Annotated in this window: 18 protein-coding genes; 13 read left to right on the top strand and 5 right to left on the bottom strand. The window is 58.0% G+C overall.

Translation table 11 applies throughout. The annotated features are described in order from the left end of the window. The first annotated feature begins 5 nt into the window (after positions 1 to 5). The 9 genes from hisD to trxB all read left to right on the top strand — a co-directional run bounded on the left by hisD (position 6) and on the right by trxB (position 9,311). On the top strand, positions 6 to 1,313 hold the full coding sequence (gene hisD / locus V4U88_RS14625; RefSeq protein WP_334073999.1) for a histidinol dehydrogenase: 1,308 nt from the start codon (positions 6 to 8) through the stop codon (positions 1,311 to 1,313). Continuing rightward, positions 1,303 to 1,932 (top strand): imidazoleglycerol-phosphate dehydratase HisB, encoded by a 630-nt coding sequence (hisB, locus tag V4U88_RS14630; protein WP_334074000.1) that lies wholly within the window; start codon positions 1,303 to 1,305, stop codon positions 1,930 to 1,932. The genes hisD and hisB overlap by 11 nt, the downstream gene beginning before the upstream one ends. Beyond that, the gene (gene hisH, locus V4U88_RS14635) at positions 1,933 to 2,613 is read left to right on the top strand and encodes an imidazole glycerol phosphate synthase subunit HisH (RefSeq protein ID WP_334074001.1); all 681 of its coding nucleotides are present in this window, start codon (positions 1,933 to 1,935) and stop codon (positions 2,611 to 2,613) included. A gap of 247 nt (positions 2,614 to 2,860) precedes the next feature. Further along, positions 2,861 to 3,604: a 1-(5-phosphoribosyl)-5-[(5-phosphoribosylamino)methylideneamino]imidazole-4-carboxamide isomerase gene (hisA, locus tag V4U88_RS14640; protein WP_334074002.1), complete on the top strand. Its 744-nt coding sequence runs from the start codon at positions 2,861 to 2,863 to the stop codon at positions 3,602 to 3,604. Between the two features lie 18 nt (positions 3,605 to 3,622). Beyond that, positions 3,623 to 4,381, top strand: a complete 759-nt coding sequence (gene hisF, locus V4U88_RS14645) for an imidazole glycerol phosphate synthase subunit HisF (RefSeq protein ID WP_334074003.1) — start codon at positions 3,623 to 3,625, stop codon at positions 4,379 to 4,381. After that, complete coding sequence (gene hisIE, locus V4U88_RS14650) at positions 4,378 to 5,118, top strand: bifunctional phosphoribosyl-AMP cyclohydrolase/phosphoribosyl-ATP diphosphatase HisIE (RefSeq protein ID WP_334074004.1); 741 nt, start codon at positions 4,378 to 4,380, stop codon at positions 5,116 to 5,118. The genes hisF and hisIE overlap by 4 nt, the downstream gene beginning before the upstream one ends. A gap of 15 nt (positions 5,119 to 5,133) precedes the next feature. Next, positions 5,134 to 5,958, top strand: a complete 825-nt coding sequence (gene hisJ, locus V4U88_RS14655; RefSeq protein WP_334074005.1) for a histidinol-phosphatase HisJ — start codon at positions 5,134 to 5,136, stop codon at positions 5,956 to 5,958. Positions 5,959 to 6,464: 506 nt separating this feature from the next. Further along, positions 6,465 to 8,219 (top strand): tetratricopeptide repeat protein, encoded by a 1,755-nt coding sequence (locus V4U88_RS14660; RefSeq protein ID WP_416367279.1) that lies wholly within the window; start codon positions 6,465 to 6,467, stop codon positions 8,217 to 8,219. A gap of 135 nt (positions 8,220 to 8,354) precedes the next feature. Then, positions 8,355 to 9,311, top strand: a complete 957-nt coding sequence (gene trxB / locus V4U88_RS14665) for a thioredoxin-disulfide reductase (RefSeq protein WP_334074006.1) — start codon at positions 8,355 to 8,357, stop codon at positions 9,309 to 9,311. A gap of 80 nt (positions 9,312 to 9,391) precedes the next feature. On the opposite strand, the gene V4U88_RS14670 is transcribed toward trxB, so the two are convergent. The 5 genes from V4U88_RS14670 to V4U88_RS14690 form a co-directional block, all read right to left on the bottom strand. Further along, positions 9,392 to 10,126, bottom strand: coding sequence for an ABC transporter permease (locus V4U88_RS14670; RefSeq protein ID WP_334074007.1), 735 nt, complete (start codon positions 10,124 to 10,126; stop codon positions 9,392 to 9,394). Beyond that, positions 10,127 to 10,840, bottom strand: coding sequence for an ABC transporter permease (locus V4U88_RS14675; protein ID WP_334074008.1), 714 nt, complete (start codon positions 10,838 to 10,840; stop codon positions 10,127 to 10,129). After that, positions 10,837 to 11,751 (bottom strand): ABC transporter ATP-binding protein, encoded by a 915-nt coding sequence (locus V4U88_RS14680; RefSeq protein WP_334074009.1) that lies wholly within the window; start codon positions 11,749 to 11,751, stop codon positions 10,837 to 10,839. The genes V4U88_RS14675 and V4U88_RS14680 overlap by 4 nt, the downstream gene beginning before the upstream one ends. A gap of 527 nt (positions 11,752 to 12,278) precedes the next feature. Continuing rightward, complete coding sequence (locus V4U88_RS14685) at positions 12,279 to 13,694, bottom strand: sensor histidine kinase (protein ID WP_334074010.1); 1,416 nt, start codon at positions 13,692 to 13,694, stop codon at positions 12,279 to 12,281. Further along, a complete protein-coding gene (locus tag V4U88_RS14690; RefSeq protein ID WP_334074011.1) occupies positions 13,691 to 14,371 on the bottom strand; it encodes a response regulator transcription factor in 681 nt (226 codons plus the stop codon). Before V4U88_RS14690 ends, V4U88_RS14685 begins: the two co-directional genes overlap by 4 nt. A 457-nt stretch (positions 14,372 to 14,828) precedes the next feature. Here V4U88_RS14690 and V4U88_RS14695 point away from each other — a divergent pair, with 457 nt between their 5' ends. The 4 genes from V4U88_RS14695 to V4U88_RS14710 all read left to right on the top strand — a co-directional run bounded on the left by V4U88_RS14695 (position 14,829) and on the right by V4U88_RS14710 (position 19,309). Continuing rightward, complete coding sequence (locus V4U88_RS14695; RefSeq protein WP_334074012.1) at positions 14,829 to 16,136, top strand: DUF438 domain-containing protein; 1,308 nt, start codon at positions 14,829 to 14,831, stop codon at positions 16,134 to 16,136. Positions 16,137 to 16,369: 233 nt separating this feature from the next. Beyond that, complete coding sequence (locus tag V4U88_RS14700) at positions 16,370 to 17,320, top strand: ROK family glucokinase (protein WP_334074013.1); 951 nt, start codon at positions 16,370 to 16,372, stop codon at positions 17,318 to 17,320. A gap of 72 nt (positions 17,321 to 17,392) precedes the next feature. Continuing rightward, the gene (gene rapZ, locus V4U88_RS14705) at positions 17,393 to 18,286 is read left to right on the top strand and encodes an RNase adapter RapZ (RefSeq protein WP_334074014.1); all 894 of its coding nucleotides are present in this window, start codon (positions 17,393 to 17,395) and stop codon (positions 18,284 to 18,286) included. A 78-nt stretch (positions 18,287 to 18,364) separates the two neighbouring features. Next, positions 18,365 to 19,309, top strand: coding sequence for a gluconeogenesis factor YvcK family protein (locus tag V4U88_RS14710; protein ID WP_334074354.1), 945 nt, complete (start codon positions 18,365 to 18,367; stop codon positions 19,307 to 19,309).

The raw sequence follows: 19,309 nt of genomic DNA on the forward strand, positions 1-19,309 counted from the left end.
TTGCAATGAAAATAGTGAAAGCACAGGATTTTGACCTGCGCCGTGAGGTGGAATACGGATCGGCAGAGCAGAACGAAGCGGTCCGGACCATCGTACGGGACGTGAAAAAAGCGGGCGACGCCGCCTTGCTCGGCTACACGGAGAAGTTCGACGGCGTGCGCCTTACGGCAGCCGGGCTGCGCGTTACGCAGGAGGAGCTTCAGGCCGCTTACAGCCGGGTGGAGGCGTCCTTCGTCGAGGCTATCCGGGCCGCGGCGGCGAATATCCGGGCGTTTCACGCCAGACAGAAGCGCAACTCGTGGATGGATTTGCAGCCGGACGGTAGCCTGCTCGGGCAGATTCTCCGTCCGCTGAAACGGGTCGGCGTGTATGTACCCGGCGGCAAGGCGGCATATCCTTCCTCGGTGCTGATGAACGTCATCCCGGCGCAGGTGGCCGGCGTGCCGGAGATCGTGATGGTCACGCCGCCGGCGACCGGCGGACGGGAAGGGATCGACCCGTACATTCTCGTCGCCGCGGCGGAGGCCGGCGTGCACGAGATCTACCGGGTCGGCGGGGCCCAGGCCATCGCGGCTTTGGCCTACGGCACGGCCACGATCGCCCCGGTCGATAAAATCTGCGGGCCGGGGAACATCTTCGTCGCGCTGGCGAAGCGCGAGGTGTACGGCGTCGTCGACATCGACAGCATCGCCGGGCCGAGCGAAATCGCCGTGCTGGCGGACGACAGCGCCGACCCCGCCTACGTCGCGGCGGACCTGCTGTCGCAGGCCGAGCATGACGAGATGGCGTCGGCGATCCTCGTGACGCCGTCCGAGGCGTTTGCGCAGGCCTGCCGCGCGGAGGTGGAGCGCCAGCTGGCGGAGCTGCCGCGGCGGGACATCGCGTCCGCGTCCGTGCGCGACTACGGCGCGGTCATTCTCGTCGATTCCATCGAAGAGGGGATCGGCGTCATCAACCGGCTCGCCCCGGAGCATTTCGAGCTGATCGTGGAGGACCCGATGGCTTACCTCGGCTTGATCGAGAACGCCGGGGCGATCTTCCTCGGGCCGTACAGCTCCGAGCCGGTGGGGGACTATTTTGCCGGACCGAATCATATTATTCCGACCAACGGCACGGCGCGGTTTTCGTCGCCGGTCGATGTGGACGATTTTATCAAAAAATCGAGTCTGATCTACTACAGCAAGGAAGCGCTGCTGCAAAACGGCGCCACCATCATGGAGCTTGCCCGGCGGGAAGGGCTGGAAGGCCATGCCCGGGCGATTGAAGTCCGGCTGCGTAAAGAAGGAAAGGCGGGGGTAGACGATGACAACTAATAACGCGAATAGTGCGAATCATGAGGAAGCCAGGGAGCGCCGCGCGGGAATCAGCCGTAAAACGAATGAGACCGATATCCGGCTGCAATTCGCCGTAGACGGTACGGGTAAGTCCGAATTGGAAACGGATGTGCCGTTTTTGAATCATATGCTGGATCTGTTCACGAAGCATGGTCATTTTGATCTGTCCGTGCAGGCGCGCGGAGACATTGAGATTGACGATCACCACACGGTTGAAGATATCGGCATCTGTCTCGGACAGTGTCTGCGGGAAGCGCTCGGCGACAAGCGGGGCATCAAGCGCTATGCCAGCGTGTTCATTCCGATGGATGAGGCGCTGGCGCAGGTGGTCATCGATGTCAGCAACCGGCCGCATTTTGAATACCGCGCCGAGTATCCTTCCGACCGGGTCGGCAGCTTCGATGTGCAGCTCGTCCATGAGTTCCTCTGGAAGCTGGCGCTGGAGGCGCGGATTACGCTGCACGTCATCGTCCATTACGGACAGAATACGCACCACATGATCGAGGCGGTGTTCAAGGCGCTCGGGCGGGCGATCGACGAGGCGACGAGCTTGGATCCCCGCGTGACGGGCGTGCCGTCGACGAAGGGAGTGCTGTAGGTGACGATCGCCATTGTTGACTACGGGATGGGCAATCTGCACAGCGTCAGCAAGGCGGTCGAGCGCCTCGGTTACAAGGGGCTCGTTACGGGCGACGCGGACGCCATCCTCGGCGCGGACGGCGTGCTGCTGCCGGGCGTCGGCGCCTTCGGCGACGCCATGGAGCACCTGCGCGCCTCGGGCCTGGACGGCGTGGTGCGGCAGGCGGCCGCCGGCGGAAAGCCGCTGCTCGGCATCTGCCTCGGCATGCAGCTGCTCTTCGGCGAGAGCGAAGAGCATGGGCGCAACGAGGGCCTGGGGCTGCTGCCGGGCCGGGCGGTGCGCTTTGGCGGCGACAACGCCGGCGCCGGCGCCGGCGCGGAAGGCGGCGTTCGCGGCGGCCTGAAGGTGCCGCACATGGGCTGGAACCGGCTGGAGTTCCTGCAGCCGGACAATCCGCTCCTGGCGGGCCTGGAGGAGGGACACGTGTACTTCGTCCACTCCTACCATGTGCTCCCGGAGCGGAAAGAGGACCTGCTGGCCGTAACGGATTACGGCCACCCGGTCACGGCCATTGTGGGCCGGGGGAACGTGTACGGCATGCAGTTTCACCCGGAGAAGAGCGGCGAGCTCGGGATGGGGCTGCTGCGCAACTTCCTGTCGCTGGCGGAGCGAGCGGGAGCGGAAAGCGGCCAGCGATAAGGCTATCGATGCTATTAACGGGAATACTTCCCGTTAATTTGGGGCCTCCGCAGTTGCAAAAACGATTTACCTGGAAAAACTCCTGCTAATTGGCCTGAATTTATTTGTTTCTGAGTCTGGGTCGCGAAATAGAGGGAGTTTTTCCGGCTAATCGGAACCAAGGGACTCATGCGGTAATTTTAACGGGAGGTTTTCCCGTTAATTTTCCCGTTAAATTAATTAACACTATGTAGCAGGAGGAACTGACATGTCTTCATTCGTGATATATCCGGCCATCGATATCCGGGGCGGCAGATGCGTACGCTTGGTGCAGGGGGATTACGCCCGCGAAACGGTATACAATGAAAATCCGGTCGAGGTGGCCCGTTCCTGGGAAGCGCAGGGGGGCTCTTTTATCCACCTGGTCGATCTGGACGGGGCGAAAGCGGGGCACCCGGTGAACGACGCGCTGATCGGCGAGATCGCCCGCAGCGTGCAGGTGCCGGTACAGGTTGGCGGCGGCCTGCGGACGCTGGCCGATGTCGAGCGGCTGCTGGGCCTGGGCGTCAGCCGGGTCATTATCGGCACCGCGGCGATCGAGGACCGCGCGTTTACCGAAGCGGTGCTCGGCACCTACGGCGACAAGGTCGCCATCGGGATCGACGCGCGGAACGGCTTTGTGGCGACGCGCGGCTGGCTGGAAACGTCCGAGGTTCAGGCCGAGGTGTTGGCCAAGGAGCTGGCGGACAAAGGGGCGGAGACGTTTATTTTTACCGACATCTCCCGCGACGGGATGATGCAGGGGCCGAATGTGGAGGCCATCCGCTCGCTGGCGCAAGCTTCCGGACGTACCGTGATCGCCTCGGGCGGCGTGACCGTTCAAGACGATCTTTTGAAGCTGGCGGCTTATGCGGATCAGGGAATCGGCGGTGCAATTGTCGGGAAGGCGCTCTACACTGGCAGCATCGATCTGGCTGAGGCCATCGCCGCGATTTCGGGCGGCGCGAACTAGAAAAAGGAGTGGGGAGCTATGCTGGCAAAGCGAATTATCCCGTGTCTGGACGTCAAGGACGGACGGGTCGTTAAAGGCGTGAACTTCGTCAATCTCCGCGATGCCGGAGATCCGGTCGAGCTGGCCGCGCTGTATGACCGTGAGGGGGCCGACGAAATCGTGTTCCTCGATATCTCGGCTTCGAACGAGGGCCGGGCTACGATGATCGAGGTCGTCCGGCAGACCGCCGGGGAAATCGCCATTCCGTTCACGGTCGGCGGCGGGATCTCGCAAGTGGACGATATGAAGCGCATCCTGCGGGCCGGAGCCGACAAAATCGGCATCAACACGGCGGCGGTGCTGAATCCGCAACTGATCTCGGACGGGGCCCGGCGCTTCGGTTCCCAGTGCATCGTCGTGGCGGTGGACGCCAAGTTCAACCCCGAGTGGGGCGAATGGGAGGTCTACACGCACGGCGGGCGGAAGGCGTCCGGCATTAAAGCGCTGGAATGGGTGAGGGAAGCCGAGTCGCGGGGCGCGGGCGAGATCCTGCTGACGAGCATGGATGCGGACGGCACGAAGGACGGCTTCGATCTGCCGCTGACGCGGGAGGTCAGCCGGTCGGTGACGATCCCGGTGATCGCCTCGGGCGGGGCCGGGAAGCCGGATGATTTTTACGAGGTGTTTACGGAAGGATTGGCGGATGCGGCGCTGGCGGCGACGATTTTTCACTATAAGGAGATCGCGGTGCCGGACTTGAAGCGGGATCTGAAGTCGAGAGGGGTGGAAATACGATGACGGAACAACAAGGGTTGCGGCTGATGGTGCCGTTGGAAGAGCTGGAGCAGGCGATCAAGTGGGACGCGGACGGACTCGTGCCGGCGATCGTGCAGGATGCGGCGAGCCGGGACGTACTGATGATGGCCTATATGAGCCGGGAGTCGCTGCGCAAATCGGTGGAAACGGGGCAAACCTGGTTTTGGAGCCGCTCCCGGTCCGAGCTGTGGAACAAAGGAGCTACGTCGGGAAACACCCAGCACATCCGCGCGTTGCGGTTTGACTGCGACGGGGATACGCTGCTTGTTGAAGTGGACCGGAAAGGCCCGGCTTGCCATACCGGGGAGGACAACTGCTTCTACCGCACGGCGGCGGTTGGAGAGGCATACCGGGGGACGACGGGCTACACGATATTCGAACCGGCGGCTCCACAAACGGAGCGCGGCGGGAACGACACTGCCCGATTCACGGTGCTGGCCGAACTGGAACGCCTGATCGCCGAGCGATACGAGGAGCGGCCGGAAGGCGCGTACACGACGTATTTGTTCGAGAAGGGCCTGGATAAAATTTTGAAAAAAGTCGGCGAAGAGACCGCCGAATCGATCATCGCCGCGAAGAACGGAGACAACGACGAGCTGCGGTACGAGGTCAGCGACTTGATTTACCACCTGCTCGTGCTGCTGCGCGAGCGCCAATTGCCGCTGGACGATATCATGCGGGAACTGGAGCGCCGCCATGAGCGGCCGCGCCGGGATTAGGCGGGTGGTGGGCGAATGCTGATCGACTATCATACGCACCACGCCCGCTGCGGGCATGCCGTAGGCTCGCTCGAGGAGTACGTGCGGCGGGGGATCGAGATCGGACTTTCGCAGATCGGGCTGTCCGACCATATGCCGCTGCTGCATGTCGATCCGGCGGCTTACTACCCGGAAATGGCCATGCCGATGGAAGAGCTGCCCCGCTATGTGGAGGAGGCCTTCTCTTTAAAAGAGAAGTATCGCGGTCAAATCGACGTCAGAGTCGGCCTGGAAGGTGACTACATCGAAGGCTGGGAGGAGCAGATCGAGGGTATCGTTCGTGCGTATCCTTGGGATTACGTGATCGGATCGGTGCATTTTCTCGGCGAGTGGGACGTGTCCGACTTCCGTCAGGTTCACCACTGGGAAGGGCAGGATGTGTTCGCCGTTTACGAGCGGTACTACGACGCGGTGGCGAAGGCCGCCGCGACAGGGTTTTATGACATCATGGGCCACCTGGATGTCATCAAGCGCTTCGGCCACCGGCCGGACGACGCCCGTCAGGCGGAGACGGCGGCGCTGGAGCGCCGCGCTTTGAAGGCGGTGCGGGCGGCCGGTGTGGCGATGGAGTTGAACGCCTCCGGGCTGTCCAAGCCGGTGGCGGAGATGTTCCCGAGCCGCCGGGTGCTTGCGGCCGCGGTGGAGCTGGGCATCCCGCTCACGGTAGGCTCGGACGCGCACGACCCGATGAAGCTGAGCGAGCATCTGGACACGGCCAGAGCGCTCCTCCATGAACTCGGCGTGCGGGAGCTGGCCACCTTTGAGAAGCGCAGCCGCAAGATGATTCCATTGACAATATAGCCAAGCGGCCTTGTTGGAGGACGGCGCCGAAGCCCCGGATTGCTCTCGCCGTCCGCCGCATTAGTGCCTTTTCGGCCGCTATTTGAGCCCGATTCGGCTCCGCGGGAATCCTAGCGGTCGAAAAGGGCCTTATTGCTCTGCTGCGGGCCCCGAAATCGGGTTATGGCCGATTTCCACCTGGGCAGGGCGCCAAAACGCCGCTATTTTGGGCCGAAACGCCAAATTCAACAAAATAGCGCCGCATAAGGCGCTTATTTACCCCTCCGCTCAAGCCCTCTTACCTCCATCTCAACAATCGTCATATTCGAAATTTCCCCTCTCTTTTTTTCGATATCCTAATTTTCCCAGCTCTTTCAATCTATATCTTTCCATGAATCCCTGCCCAGGCTCCTTTACTTGCAAAAACCGTTATTTTCCGCACGTTTTTTCCGTGGGAGGACAGCTTTCACTATGGTATACTGTGAGTTGGAGAGAAGAATTGATGTAAGAATAGGGAGGTGCCTTGTTTGAAAGAAAATAGAGAGCCGAAGGGGAAGCGGGACAATGTGCTGCCGATCTCGATGGATGCGGGCTTTTTCTTCGAGCGGGCTGTCTCTTCATTGGACCGTTACCACTACGACAAGGCATTAAAGTATTTTCGCAAAGCTGTGGAGTATGAACCGAACAATCCGGTAAACCATTGCAATATGGCGGGGATTTTGTCGGAAATGGGGGACTATGAGGCATCCAACGCCGCACTGTCCGTCGTTCTGGAGGAAATCGACCCTGGCATGACGGAATGTTATTTTTATATGGCAAATAACTATGCGAATATGGAAATGTTTGAAGCGGCGGAAGAAGCGCTGGTTACGTATTTGGAGAAGGACGCCAGCGGGCAGTTTTTGACGGAGGCGGAAGAGATGATGGAATTGCTCCAGTATGAGCTGGAGCGTCCAACGAAGCTGAAGAGCATCAAGGCGATGGAAGGGGTCGTCGAGCATGACCAGGCCCGCGAGCTGCTGGAGGAAGGCAAATTCGCGCAGGCGGTGAAGCTGCTGGAGGAGATTGTCCGGAAGCATCCGGATTTTCATGCGGCGCATAACAATCTTGCCCTGGGTTATTACTATCTGGGCCGGTTTCAAAAGGCGATGGACACGATTGCCGAGGTGCTGGAGAGAGAGCCGGGGAATCTGCACGGACTTTGCAATTTGGCGATTTTCTATCAGCACGCCGGTGAAATGGGGGCTATGCTGGAGCTGGGAGAGCGCCTGAGCAAAATCGTCCCTTTTCACCAGGAGCATGTGTTCAAACTGGCGACAACGATGGGGATTTTGGGCCAGCACGGGGCGGCCTATACGCATTTTAAACGGCTGCTCCGGGACGAGACGATGGACCGCGATCCTTCGTTGTACCATTATGCGGCGGTGGCGGCATACCAAATCGGACGCGTCGATGAGGCGAAGCGGTTGTGGCGCCAGGTTCAAAAGCTGGATCCATCAGGCGGTGTAGCGGATTATTATTTAAAATGGCTGGAGCTATGCGACAACGCGGTATCCGAGAACCCGGGGAACCCGGAGTCTATCGCTCAAACCGTAAGCTATCATTATCATCTTCCTTTTGAAGAGCAGTTTAAACAATGGGACACCACGCCGGAAAGCCTGGCCGCCGAAATTACGGAGAATCCGCTGGTGCGGTCCTCTTTCTTCTGGGCGCTGCGGCACGGCGATTATAAAACGAAGCTGCAGGTCATTCAGGCGTTCAGCCTGATTGCGGACCGGGAAGTGGAGGAGGCGTTGAAGGCCTTTTTGCTCGAGCCCGAGGAAGACTCCTATTTGAAGGAGATCGCCTTGTTCGTGCTTCGTAATTTGGGCGTGGATAACCCGCTGCCGGTCATCTCCGGGGAGCAGACGAAGCTGGTTGACCCCAGTCGGGTGGCTTCAGGGCTGCCCGTATGGAAAAGCGAGTGGCAGGCGGTCGTCGATCTGGCGATGCGGCATATGAAACGCAGCTTTGATCTCCAGCAGCAGCATGATTTGGAGACGCTGTGGGCGGAGTTTTTAACTTTAGTGTACCCGGAAACACCGACGATTACACATATTGAGGGGTGGGCCGCGGCGCTGGAATATTTGACGTCCAAAATCCATCGCAGACCGGTAACTTACGAAGCGGTGGCGGAGCGCTACGGTATTTCGGCCTCGACGGCGCGCCGGTATACCCGGCGGATCGATGAGGTATGCGGCGTCAAGAAGAAAATGGAGTCGATTTTCCCCTCCGTTCAATAAGGAAGGGGCCCCGGTAAGCGGGTAAAGGGAAGCCAACTTGGGTAAAACTTAGTATAAGTGTGAGTTCTAGCAGCAGGAATTATGCTTAAACGGAACAGCTAATATGCGAGTTACATATTCAAGGAGGAGGCAATCATGTACAAATCGATTGTGATCGGAACCGGCCCCGCAGGGCTTACGGCGGCCATCTATCTGGCCCGTGCGAATCTGAAACCGCTGGTCATCGAAGGAGTTCAGCCGGGCGGTCAATTGACGACAACGACGGAAGTGGAGAACTTCCCGGGATTCCCCGATGGGATTCAAGGTCCGGTGCTGATGGACAATATGCGCAAGCAAGCCGAGCGCTTCGGTGCGGAGTTCCGCAGCGGCTGGGTGGAACAGGTGGACTTTTCGAACCGCCCGTTTAAGATCCGGATCGAGGGCGGCGAAACGCTGGAGGCCGAGAGCATTATCATTTCGACCGGGGCATCGGCCAAGTATCTGGGCATTCCGGGCGAACAGGAGAATGTCGGCCGTGGGGTAAGTACGTGCGCCACATGCGACGGATTTTTCTTCCGCGGAAAAAAAATCGTCGTGGTCGGCGGCGGTGACTCGGCGATGGAGGAAGCGAGCTTCCTGACGCGTTTCGCGTCCAGTGTGACGTTGGTCCACCGGCGTGATGAACTGCGGGCCTCCAAGATCATGCAGGATCGCGCCCGCGGCAACGAGAAGGTAGAGTGGGCGCTCAATCGGACGCCGATCGCTGTCGTCACGGAGGAGAACGGAACGGTCAAAGGCCTGCAGGTGCGCAACAATGCCACAAACCAGGAGGAACTGGTGGAGGCGGACGGCGTCTTCGTGGCGATTGGACATACGCCGAACACGAAGTTCCTGGGCGATGCGATCCGGACCGATGAACAAGGCTATATCGTCGTGAAGCCGGGGACGACGGAAACGAACATCCCCGGGGTGTTTGCCTGCGGCGACGTCCAGGACATCCGCTATCGCCAAGCGATTACGGCCGCAGGTTCGGGCTGTATGGCGGCGATGGACTGCGAGAAGTACCTGGAAGGAAGCATGGTGCATGACTGGAGCGAAACGTTGAACCAATAAGACCCGATAAATAAAGCCTCCTTCCGGTAATCGACCCCGGGACGGAGGCTTTACGTTTTTTATCGGTGCCGACAACCGGCCTAAATCTCCTTCCGGCGGAAGTAAATCAGGCCGGCGGCAAAGAAGAGGATGAAACTGCCGAGTACGGTGATCATCAGATTTTCCAGCGGCAGGTTGAATGCCCCGTAGCTCTCCATGCCTTTCGGCATCATGGCGAGAACGGGCTGAGCCCAGGGATAGAACGGGCCGTAGGTGCTGGAGTTGACGATCAGCATGTTCGGAATCGTCAGGGACACGTTGATGGCCAGCGGAGCCGCAAAGCTTGCCCAGGTCAAAGAGACGCCAAGCTGCAGCGCGACCAGCGGCAGGCAGGCGATCCAGCCACCGAGCTGGCTAGCGATCAGCATGCTCCAAGGGATCGGGGCGTCAAAGCCCTGAATCTTGCCCGCCACCAGGATCGCGGCCAGGAAAATGACTTGGCAGACGGCCAGCAGGCCGGCCACGACGGAGAACTTGGCCAGATAGACGGAGGTGCGGGAAACCGGGAGAACCAAGAGCTGTTTCCAGCCGCCCCCGGTATGCTCGTAACGGCACAAGAAGGCCGGAAGCAGACCGGAGATAATAGGCAGGAACAACATACCGTGGAGGATGGACATCGTTCCAGCGATCACCGTCCACGGATCGGTTCCCTCCGGCGGATTGGAGAGCACGCCGATCAGGATCGAGAGGACGGGACTTGCCAGCAGAACCAGCCAAATCCGCGATTTCGACATTTTTAGGCGTTCCGACGACAGGACGCGAAAAAAGGTGACCATCTAATCCACATCCTTTCGGTTAAAATGCATCAGACCCATGAGCATAATGATGAGGCCTGTAAGGATCCCCGCTCCGACAAACCATTCCGTATGCGGCCCTTCGTAACTAAAACGCGACCAATTGAGCGGAAAGAACTCCGACAATTGGGAGGCGAAGGGCGAGATCAGCGCCAGGGCGACGCCGAGCGAGACGGGCAGCGACTGGTTGCGGAACGTCAAGGACAGCCATAGCTGGAGCGCCAATAAAGGCAAGGCTCCCAAAAAGGGAAGGAAGCCGACTTTCACTAAAATCCCGACGGGGATGTCCGTGCCGAAGCCGAGCGCCAAACCGAGGAGCGCGGTTCCGATCGGCAGCAGCAGGCACGAAACCGTCAGCAGCAGAAAGCAAAGCGTAAACTTGGCGCTGAACACTGCGGTCCGCGAGATCGGCAGCGCGAGCAGCTGCTTCCAGGAGCTCATCTGATGCTCGACGTTGGCAACGAGCGAGCTGATCAGCGTGACGCCCAGGTAGAGGGCGATGGGTACGAAGTCAGCCACATTATCGATCAGCCCTTCCCAAAGGTGACCCGCATACTGTTCTTTCAGATAATCCAGCCGCAGCCCGAAGTTCAGCGCCTGCATCGCCACCAGCCCGATCGGGGCCAGGAAAATCAAGAACCAGATCCCCTTGCGCCGGATTTTCAGAAAGTCGGCGGATAACGAGCGCAACATCATGGCCGGCTCCCCTCCCCGATCACCTGCATAAAAATGTCTTCCAGCGATTTCTTGTTTTGCTCGACCCGGTAAATGTCATGCCCGTTTTCGACGAGTCTTCTCACGAGCAGGGCGACCTGCGGATCCTTCATCCCCGGGAAGACGAGCGTCCCCTCCTTCAGGGTCCCCGAGGCTCCCATATCGCGGGCCAGCCACAGCGCCGAATCCGGTTCGGAAACCAGGAGTTCCATATCGTGCGAGGCCTGAAGCCTGAGGTTATGGATCGTGTCCTGGAACACCATGCGCCCTTCGCGGATGATGCCGACCCGGTTGGCCATTTGCTCGACTTCGCCGAGCAGGTGGCTCGAGACGAGGACGGTAATGCCGTATTGACTCGGCATGCTTTTGATCAACTCGCGGATCTCATGAATCCCGGCGGGGTCCAGCCCGTTGGTCGGCTCGTCAAGAATGAGCAGATCCGGGCTGCCGAGCAGGGAGGCTGCGATGCCGAGCCGCTGCTTCATACCGAGCGAGAAACCCTTCACCGGGCGGCGGGCTTCATTGGTCAGAGAGACGATCTCCAGCACCTCGTCGATTCGGGATTTCGGCGTGCCCAGAATCCGGCGGATCGCTTCCAAATTGTCGATCGCGCTCAGATGGCCGTAATAGGACGGATATTCGACCAGGGAGCCGATACGGCGTAAGATCTCCAGCTTTTCCTTATGCAGGTCGCGGCCAAAAATCCGAATCGAGCCTTCACTGGGCTGGATCAAGCCGAGCAGCATGCGGATGGTCGTGGTTTTACCCGCGCCGTTTGGGCCGAGAAAGCCGTAGATGTCCCCCTTGGCGATCTCCAGATTCAGATGATCGACGGCGTAGCGTCCCTTGTATTTTTTCGACAAATCTTCCGTTTGAATAATCAATTCACTCACGTGGTATCACCTCGGTAACTATCATACTTGCCGAAGGTTAAGAGTGAAGGGGGGCCCAGTTTAAGTTTTGGTTAAGATTCGAGGCACTCGTACCCCTCAGCCAACCTTGAAACAATAGAATTCCTGCAAATCTGCATGTTTTTTTCTTGTTCGGAACAAGAATTTGAAAATTCCTGCAAATCTGCAGGAATTTTCGACGAAACCGGCTCGCTTCTCTAAAATCGCTAGAAATGCCTGCAGATTTGCATCTTTTTTCGCAACCCCTCGTGGATCGGCCTAAATACCTGCAGATTTGCATCTTTTGGGGTTGGAAGTGTTGAAGGTTGGAAGTGCGCTAGGTACCTTGATCGCCGTGGACTAAATACGATTTGGATGGCTGTGGACGTGAGACTGCGTACTTATTGAGCACCTCGCTCGAAATCACATGTGAAGCAGCGTATTCTCATTTTCTCCTACTGCGATGGTCTGATGAGGCACTAGAAAAAAGCCTGCAGATTTGCAGGCTTTTACTCGCAAGGCATTTTACTTTACGAACGGGCCGAAGCCGCCGTAAAGATGTAAGTCCGCGTGCCGCGCTCCGGCGAAGACTCCGTCTCCCGGCGCAGCTTCATTTCCCGCAGCAGCAGATCGACGATCTGTAGTCCGAGGCCGGCTCCCTTGGAGGGGGAGACGGCGCCGAGGCCGGGGCCGCGGTCGGCGATCACCAGCGCGGGCTTGCCGTACCGCTCCGCCAGCGAAATGCCGACGTACCCGCCGGAGCCGGCATGCCGGACCAGATTCTGGAACAGATTGTCGAGCACGCGGCGGAAGCCCTGCTCGTCAATGTTCCAGATCAGCGGTTCGTCCGGCAGGTCGATGTCGGCTTCGATGCCGGCCTTTTCCCACAGCGGGTACCAGGCTGCGGCGCTGACGCGGACGATGCGGAGGACGTCCCGGTCCTCCGGGTTCAGAGCATACCGGCCGCTCGAGAGCAGATTGTACGACAGAAGATGGTCGATCAGTGTGCTGAGATCCTTGATTTTGACTTCCATCAGCGCTAGGACTTCACGACCTTGTTCGGACAGCGGTTCCTTGCGGAACGAATAAAGCTGGCCGCCGAGCACCGTCAGCGGGGTACGCAAATCATGCGACAGATTGCCGATCAGGCTCTTGCGGAGCTCCTCCTCCTCGCGCTCCCGCTGACGGCTCTGGCCGAGCTCACCAACCATCCGGTTAAACGCCTGTTCCAGGCGGCCGATTTCGTCCGGCCGCCCCTCGGCGACCCGCACCGGCAGCCCGTTCGGTCCGGTCCGGGCCATCCCCGTTTCGAGGCGAAGCAGACGGGTCCGGATATCCCGGAAGAACAAGTAGGAAATCAGGATGAAAAACGCAAACATCATGAACATAAACAACCCGTAAAAGCGGGAGTCCCCGTTTCGCTCGGTCGACGATTTGTACATATGGGCCCGAGGGAGCTCAAAGACCATAAAGCCTTGGTTCCCCGGACTTTTCTTGGAGCCGATAAAGGCCACGATCGTAAAAGGATCGGCGTTGACGGCCCTTTTCATATAAGCTACCGCGTCCTCCGCCGACCACTTGGCCGGCAAACCGCTCCGTTCAGGCAACTGGAGGCGGGTCTGCCCCGCGCCGTCGACCCAGAACAGGGAAGCGTCGGGATACTCCTGCTTCAACTGCCGGAGCCTTCCGTCGATCGCCTGCGGATCTTTTCCGCCCAAGGCCTGAGCCTCCCCGTGCCACATGGTTTCCAGATCCAGACCCGAGCCGTAATCGCGCACCGTTTCCACGGTCCCGGGAGCCGGGGGGAAAAGCAGCCGATTGACGCCCCAGGAAGCCGCAAAGCTGACGGGGATCAAGATCGGAACGAGAACGAGGGCAAACCCGATGATCATCAGATAACGGGACAGCAGGGAGTTCCGGAACTTGGTTTTGACGTAAGGCTTCATGCCCGCACCCGGTACCCGATCCCCCGGATCGTCTCAATGATTTCCGGCGATGCCGGGTCTCGCTCCAACTTCTCCCGCAGATGGCGGATGTGAACCATGAGGGTTTTGTCACCATCCAGATAAGGTTCCCCCCAGACTGCCTCGAAGATTTGCTCTTTGGTCATAATTTGACCGAGATGGCGCAGCAGGTATTGAAAAATATGAAACTGCTTGCCGGTCAGCACGATTTCCTCGCCGCTCTCCCGATTTTTGATGATATTCTCCTTCTCGTAGATGAGCAGATGGCGGAGCTGCAGCGGTTCGGCGGAAGGGGCTCCGCTGCGCCGCAGCAGCACCTCGACTCGGGCGGCCAGCTCGTCCGGATGAAACGGCTTCGTGAGGTAGTCGTCCGCGAACTGCAGTCCCTGCAGCTTGTCGTCGATGGAGGTCCGGGCCGACAGCATAAGGATCGGGAGGCCGGGATACTGTTTCTTCAGCCGCTGGCCAACCGTGAACCCGTCCAGACCGGGCAGCATCACATCCAGGATGACCAACTGGCACGAAGCCGCCTCGTCGACAGCCCGATCTCCGTTGGTCAGCCAGATGACGCCGTAGCCGCGCTCCCGTAAGTCCTCTTGTACCCATTCTCCGATTTCTTTTTCATCTTCAATATATAGAATCGTCTTCTCATTCGTCATACGGAATCATTCCTTTCCGACTCTATTGTGGCAAATTCATAGAAAAAAAGAAACTCTCATTGCTATATAAATTGAACGATTGGTTCGCGTAGATAGCCGCTGAATTAACTGGAATTCCTCCCATTAATTCGTGCCTGTGCAGAAGTAGAGGTCATTTAGCTGGAAAATCTCCCGCAAATTCCTCCTGTGAAATGCGTGTATTGGCGGTTGGACCGCGAAATAAATGGAGCTTTTCCATTTAAATTGGACTCAAGGACCGAGCATGGAAAATTAGCGGGGGATTTTCCCGTTAATGCATGTAGCAACCCGGTAAAACCAAGTGATTCTAATCACAAGTCGAGTGGTTCGGCTGTGCTATTTTCGTATTGAGAATTGTTATCATTAATCGGATCACGACCGTGCGTAATAGGAGCCAGTGCCGGCTTTTGGAGACTTAAATATTTGAGGAGGATGAACGATGAGCGAGCTGATCAATAACCGGGAGCATGCCGTGCCGGAACAAACCCGGCGTCAGGCTTTGTTGAAGGAAATTATCAAAGAGCTGCACCAAGGCAAGGATGTGGAGGAAGTGAAGGCCCGCTTTGAGGAAGCGGTGGGCGATGTCACGGTGGCGGAAATCTCCGCCATGGAACATGCGCTGATGGAAGAAGAGGGGATTCCGGTGGAGGAGGTACAGCGGCTATGCTCCGTGCATACGGCGATTTTTAAGGGTTCTATTGAAGAAATCCACCGTCCTTCCCAACCGGAGGAACAGCCGGGGCATCCGGTGCACACCTTTAAGCTGGAAAACCGCGAGATCGAGAAGCTGGTAAATTTCAAGCTGAGCCTGCACCTGGACAAACTCCGCAAAGAAGACGGCGAGGACATCATCTTCAAGCTGGTGGAGGATTTAAACCTGCTGCTGGACCTCGATAAGCATTACAGCCGGAAGGAGAATCTTCTCTTTCCCTATCTTGAGAAATACGGGATTTATGGGCCGACGAAGGTCATGTGGGGCGTGGACGACGCGATTCGCGCCATGATCAAGGAGGTCAAAAGAAACCTGATGTCCTACAACGGGGACAAAGAGATGATGTGCACCGATGTGGAGCGGATCATTCAGGAAGTGAATGCGATGATCTTCAAGGAAGAAAACATCCTGCTGCCGATGGCGCTGGAGAAGCTGACGGAGGATGAGTGGCTGAAGATCGCCCGGGAGAGTGATCAGATCGGCTTTTGCCTGACCGCTCCCGAGAAAGAATGGGTTCCGGAACGGGTTCCGCTGCCGGGGGCCGGGACGACTGGCGAGGAGAGGGGAGCAGGGGGTAACGGGGCCGGATTGGAAGCCAAAGCAGAAGCTGAAGCTGAAGCCGAAATACCGCAGGGTTTCGTTAAATTTGAGACCGGCATTCTTTCGATGGAGCAGTTGGAAGCCGTGATGAATCACCTGCCGGTGGACTTGACCTTTATCGACGAGAACGATGTGGTGCGTTACTTCTCGCATGGCAAGGAGCGGATTTTTGCCCGCACGAAAGCGGTAATCGGCCGCACGGTGCAGAACTGCCACCCGCCGCAAAGCGTTCATGTCGTCAATGAGCTGCTGGCCGATTTCAAGGCCGGCAAAAAGGATGCCGAAGATTTCTGGATTCCGTTTAAAGACAAGTTCGTCTATATCCGTTACTTTGCGGTCCGCGCCACGGATGGACGTTACCTCGGCACGTTGGAGTTTACCCAGAACATCGCGCCGATCCGGGCGCTGGAAGGCCAGAAGCGGATTTTGTCCTGAATCCGGAAAACCGCTGTTTTCATGTTCGATACCGTCTTGGTCCCGCTGGATGCGGGCACTGGGGCGGTTTCTTTTTCCTATGAATGTGATTGTTGTCATACTGCTCGGAAGCCTTGTCCCTGCTGGATTTTCGGACACCCGCCGTCTCTTGACCGAATGGGAGGGTTCGCTTATAGTGGGTACGTAGGTATATTAATATTCGTTATTATTTATAGAAAAAGGTGGCTTGTACAATGTCTGAAAAAATCTACATTGGTGTTGACCTGGGCGGAACCGCGATCAAAGTCGGCATCTGCAGCGAGGAGGGCCGGCTTCTTCATACTTATGAAGGGCCTACCGAATCGGACAAAGGCGGGGAAGCGATCGTCAGCAATATCGAGCGTTACGTCCGTCTGATTGTGGAAGAATCTCCTTTTGAGTGGGAGCAAGTAGCCGGCGTCGGCGCCGGAGTGGCCGGCTTCACGAACGTGCGCGATGGGATCATCATTTTGGCGCCGAATGTAGGTTTGAAGGATTTTCCGATTCGTGAACTCCTGGAGAAGCGTTTGGGCAAGCCGATCAAAATAGACAACGACGCCAATGTGGCGGCGCTGGGCGAAGCCTGGGGCGGCGCTGGCAAGGGCGTCGACAACTGCGTGTGCTATACGCTCGGAACGGGCGTCGGCGGCGGCATTATTATTGAGGGCAAAATCTATCAAGGTTTCTCGGGCCTCGCCGGAGAACTCGGACATATGCATGTGGTGCCCGATCTGGAAGCAATTCAATGCGGCTGCGGTCAGATGGGCTGCCTTGAGACCGTTTCCTCGGCTACCGGCATTATCCGGATGGCCAAGGACGCCGTAGCGCGCGGCGAGCGCACTTCCCTCTCGCTGGTCGAGAACATCATGGCGAAGGACGTGTTCGACGCAGCGAAAGCCGGCGACGAGCTCGCGATTCGCATCGTGAGCCGGGCCGCCTTCTATCTCGGGAAATCGCTGGCCTCGGTGGCCGTGGTCCTGAATCCCGAGCTGTTCATTATCGGCGGCGGCGTCTCGAAAGCCGGGGATATTCTGTTCAACGAAATCCGCAGCGTCTTCGCGAAGCATGCGCCGGAGCCGGTTCAAAAGGGCGTGCAAATCGTTCCGGCGACCCTCGGCAACGACGCCGGTATGGTAGGAGCGGCGGGTCTCTTTCTCCGTTCCTGATAGGGATTAATTTCTTTAGTATAATATAATATATATATATAGGATTAGGAGAAATTGCGAGGAGGGAAAAGGATGCCGGAAAAAGAAGGTTCCCCGGTCGCCAATCTGTTGATTATCACGGGCATGTCCGGTGCCGGTAAGTCGCTGGCCGTTCGTAGCCTGGAAGATCTCGGTTTTTTCTGCGTTGACAATTTACCCCCGGTGCTCATCCCGAAGTTTGCCGAACTGATCGAACAGTCCAAAGGGAAAATCGCCAAGGTGGCGCTGGTTATTGACCTGCGCGGCCGGGAATTCTTCACGGCCCTGTCGGAGTCGCTGGCTTATATACGCGACCATTTTACGATCAAGAGCGAAATTCTGTTCCTGGATGCCACCGACGCCGTACTGGTCCAGCGGTATAAGGAAAGCCGCCGGCGCCATCCGCTTGCTCCGGAAGGCATGCCGCTCGACGGCATCCGTTTGGAGCGCAAAATGCTGGAGGAACTCAAACTGTCGGCCACGCAGGTGATCGACACGAGCAATATGAAGCCTGCGCAGTTGAAGGAGAAAATTATTACCCGCTTCTCCCACTTGGAGAGCAGCAATCTATCCGTCAATATTACATCATTCGGATTTAAATACGGCATACCGATCGACGCGGACCTGGTGTTTGATGTCCGGTTCCTGCCGAACCCGCATTATATCGAGCAGCTTCGTCCACACACCGGACAAGACAGTGACGTATATGAATATGTTATGAAGTGGCCGGAAACCCAGGCTTTCCTGACCAAACTGCTGGATATGCTGCACTTTCTGCTGCCTCAATATCATAAAGAGGGAAAAAGCCAGGTCATCATCGGCATCGGTTGTACCGGCGGGAAACACCGTTCGGTCGCCATCGCCGAATATTTGGGCCGGATGCTCGGAACCAGCGAAACGGAAACGGTTCGCGTCAGCCACCGGGACGAAGGCCGGGACCGGCATTAGAGGCCGCTCAGAAAATCAAGAGGTGAGTCAGAAGTGATCAATCGGGCCAACGAAGAAAGAGTGCCGCGGATCGTCGTGATGGGCGGGGGGACCGGCTTATCCGTCATGCTTCGCGGATTGAAAGAAAGACCGCTCGATATCACGGCCATTGTTACCGTAGCGGACGATGGGGGCAGCTCCGGCATCCTGCGCAGCGAGCTGCAGATGCCGCCTCCGGGGGATATCCGCAACGTATTGACCGCGCTGGCGGATGTGGAACCGCTCCTGTCGGATATGCTTAGCTACCGGTTTTCTTCGGGGTCGGGTCTTGCAGGGCACAGCCTCGGCAACCTGATACTCGCTGCGATTACCGATATTTCCGGCGATTTTGTTACCGCCGTGCGGGAGCTTAGCCGCGTGTTTGCCGTCCGGGGACGGGTGCTCCCCGCCGCGGGGCAGGCGGTCGTACTTCATGCGGAGATGGATGACGGGACGATCATCACCGGGGAGTCCAAAATCCCCGAAGCCGGCGGCAAGATCAAGCGGATCTTTCTCGAGCCGGAGGAAGTGGAGCCGCTGCCTGAAGCGGTGGAGGCGATCCGTGAAGCCGACGCGATCCTGATCGGGCCGGGGAGTTTGTACACGAGCATCATTCCGAATTTGCTCGTGCCGAAGCTGGCCGAAGCGGTGTTGGAGAACGAGAATGCGATTAAAATCTTCGTCTGCAACGTCATGACACAGCCGGGAGAGACCGACGATTATACGGTCAGCGACCATTTGCAGGCCGTCTATGAGCATGTAGGGCATCATTTATTTGATTATGTCATTGTAAACGATGGGGAGATTCCGACCCAGGTTCAGGATTTCTACGCCGAAAAAGGCGCCAAGCCCGTTCAGGTCGACTGGGATGTCGTTACGGGCAGGGGCTATAAGGTGATTGCCGATACGCTCGTTTTATTCCGGCGATATTTGAGGCATGATGCGGATAAATTAAGCCATCATATTTATCAGTTGGTGCAGAACTGGATTTTACGAAAGAGGTGA

Origin of the sequence: Paenibacillus sp. A14 (assembly GCF_036864815.1) — a bacterium.
Taxonomy (GTDB): domain Bacteria; phylum Bacillota; class Bacilli; order Paenibacillales; family Paenibacillaceae; genus Fontibacillus; species Fontibacillus sanfengchensis.

Coding starts and splice junctions, on each gene's coding strand:
- trxB (WP_334074006.1), top strand. CDS start 8,355: ATGTACAAATCGATTGTGATCGGAACCGGCCCCGCAGGGCTTACGGCG.
- V4U88_RS14695 (WP_334074012.1), top strand. CDS start 14,829: ATGAGCGAGCTGATCAATAACCGGGAGCATGCCGTGCCGGAACAAACC.
- V4U88_RS14685 (WP_334074010.1), bottom strand. CDS start 13,694: ATGAAGCCTTACGTCAAAACCAAGTTCCGGAACTCCCTGCTGTCCCGT.
- hisJ (WP_334074005.1), top strand. CDS start 5,134: ATGCTGATCGACTATCATACGCACCACGCCCGCTGCGGGCATGCCGTA.
- V4U88_RS14670 (WP_334074007.1), bottom strand. CDS start 10,126: ATGGTCACCTTTTTTCGCGTCCTGTCGTCGGAACGCCTAAAAATGTCG.
- rapZ (WP_334074014.1), top strand. CDS start 17,393: ATGCCGGAAAAAGAAGGTTCCCCGGTCGCCAATCTGTTGATTATCACG.
- hisIE (WP_334074004.1), top strand. CDS start 4,378: ATGACGGAACAACAAGGGTTGCGGCTGATGGTGCCGTTGGAAGAGCTG.
- hisF (WP_334074003.1), top strand. CDS start 3,623: ATGCTGGCAAAGCGAATTATCCCGTGTCTGGACGTCAAGGACGGACGG.
- hisA (WP_334074002.1), top strand. CDS start 2,861: ATGTCTTCATTCGTGATATATCCGGCCATCGATATCCGGGGCGGCAGA.
- V4U88_RS14690 (WP_334074011.1), bottom strand. CDS start 14,371: ATGACGAATGAGAAGACGATTCTATATATTGAAGATGAAAAAGAAATC.
- V4U88_RS14710 (WP_334074354.1), top strand. CDS start 18,365: ATGGGCGGGGGGACCGGCTTATCCGTCATGCTTCGCGGATTGAAAGAA.
- hisD (WP_334073999.1), top strand. CDS start 6: ATGAAAATAGTGAAAGCACAGGATTTTGACCTGCGCCGTGAGGTGGAA.
- V4U88_RS14675 (WP_334074008.1), bottom strand. CDS start 10,840: ATGATGTTGCGCTCGTTATCCGCCGACTTTCTGAAAATCCGGCGCAAG.
- V4U88_RS14700 (WP_334074013.1), top strand. CDS start 16,370: ATGTCTGAAAAAATCTACATTGGTGTTGACCTGGGCGGAACCGCGATC.
- hisB (WP_334074000.1), top strand. CDS start 1,303: ATGACAACTAATAACGCGAATAGTGCGAATCATGAGGAAGCCAGGGAG.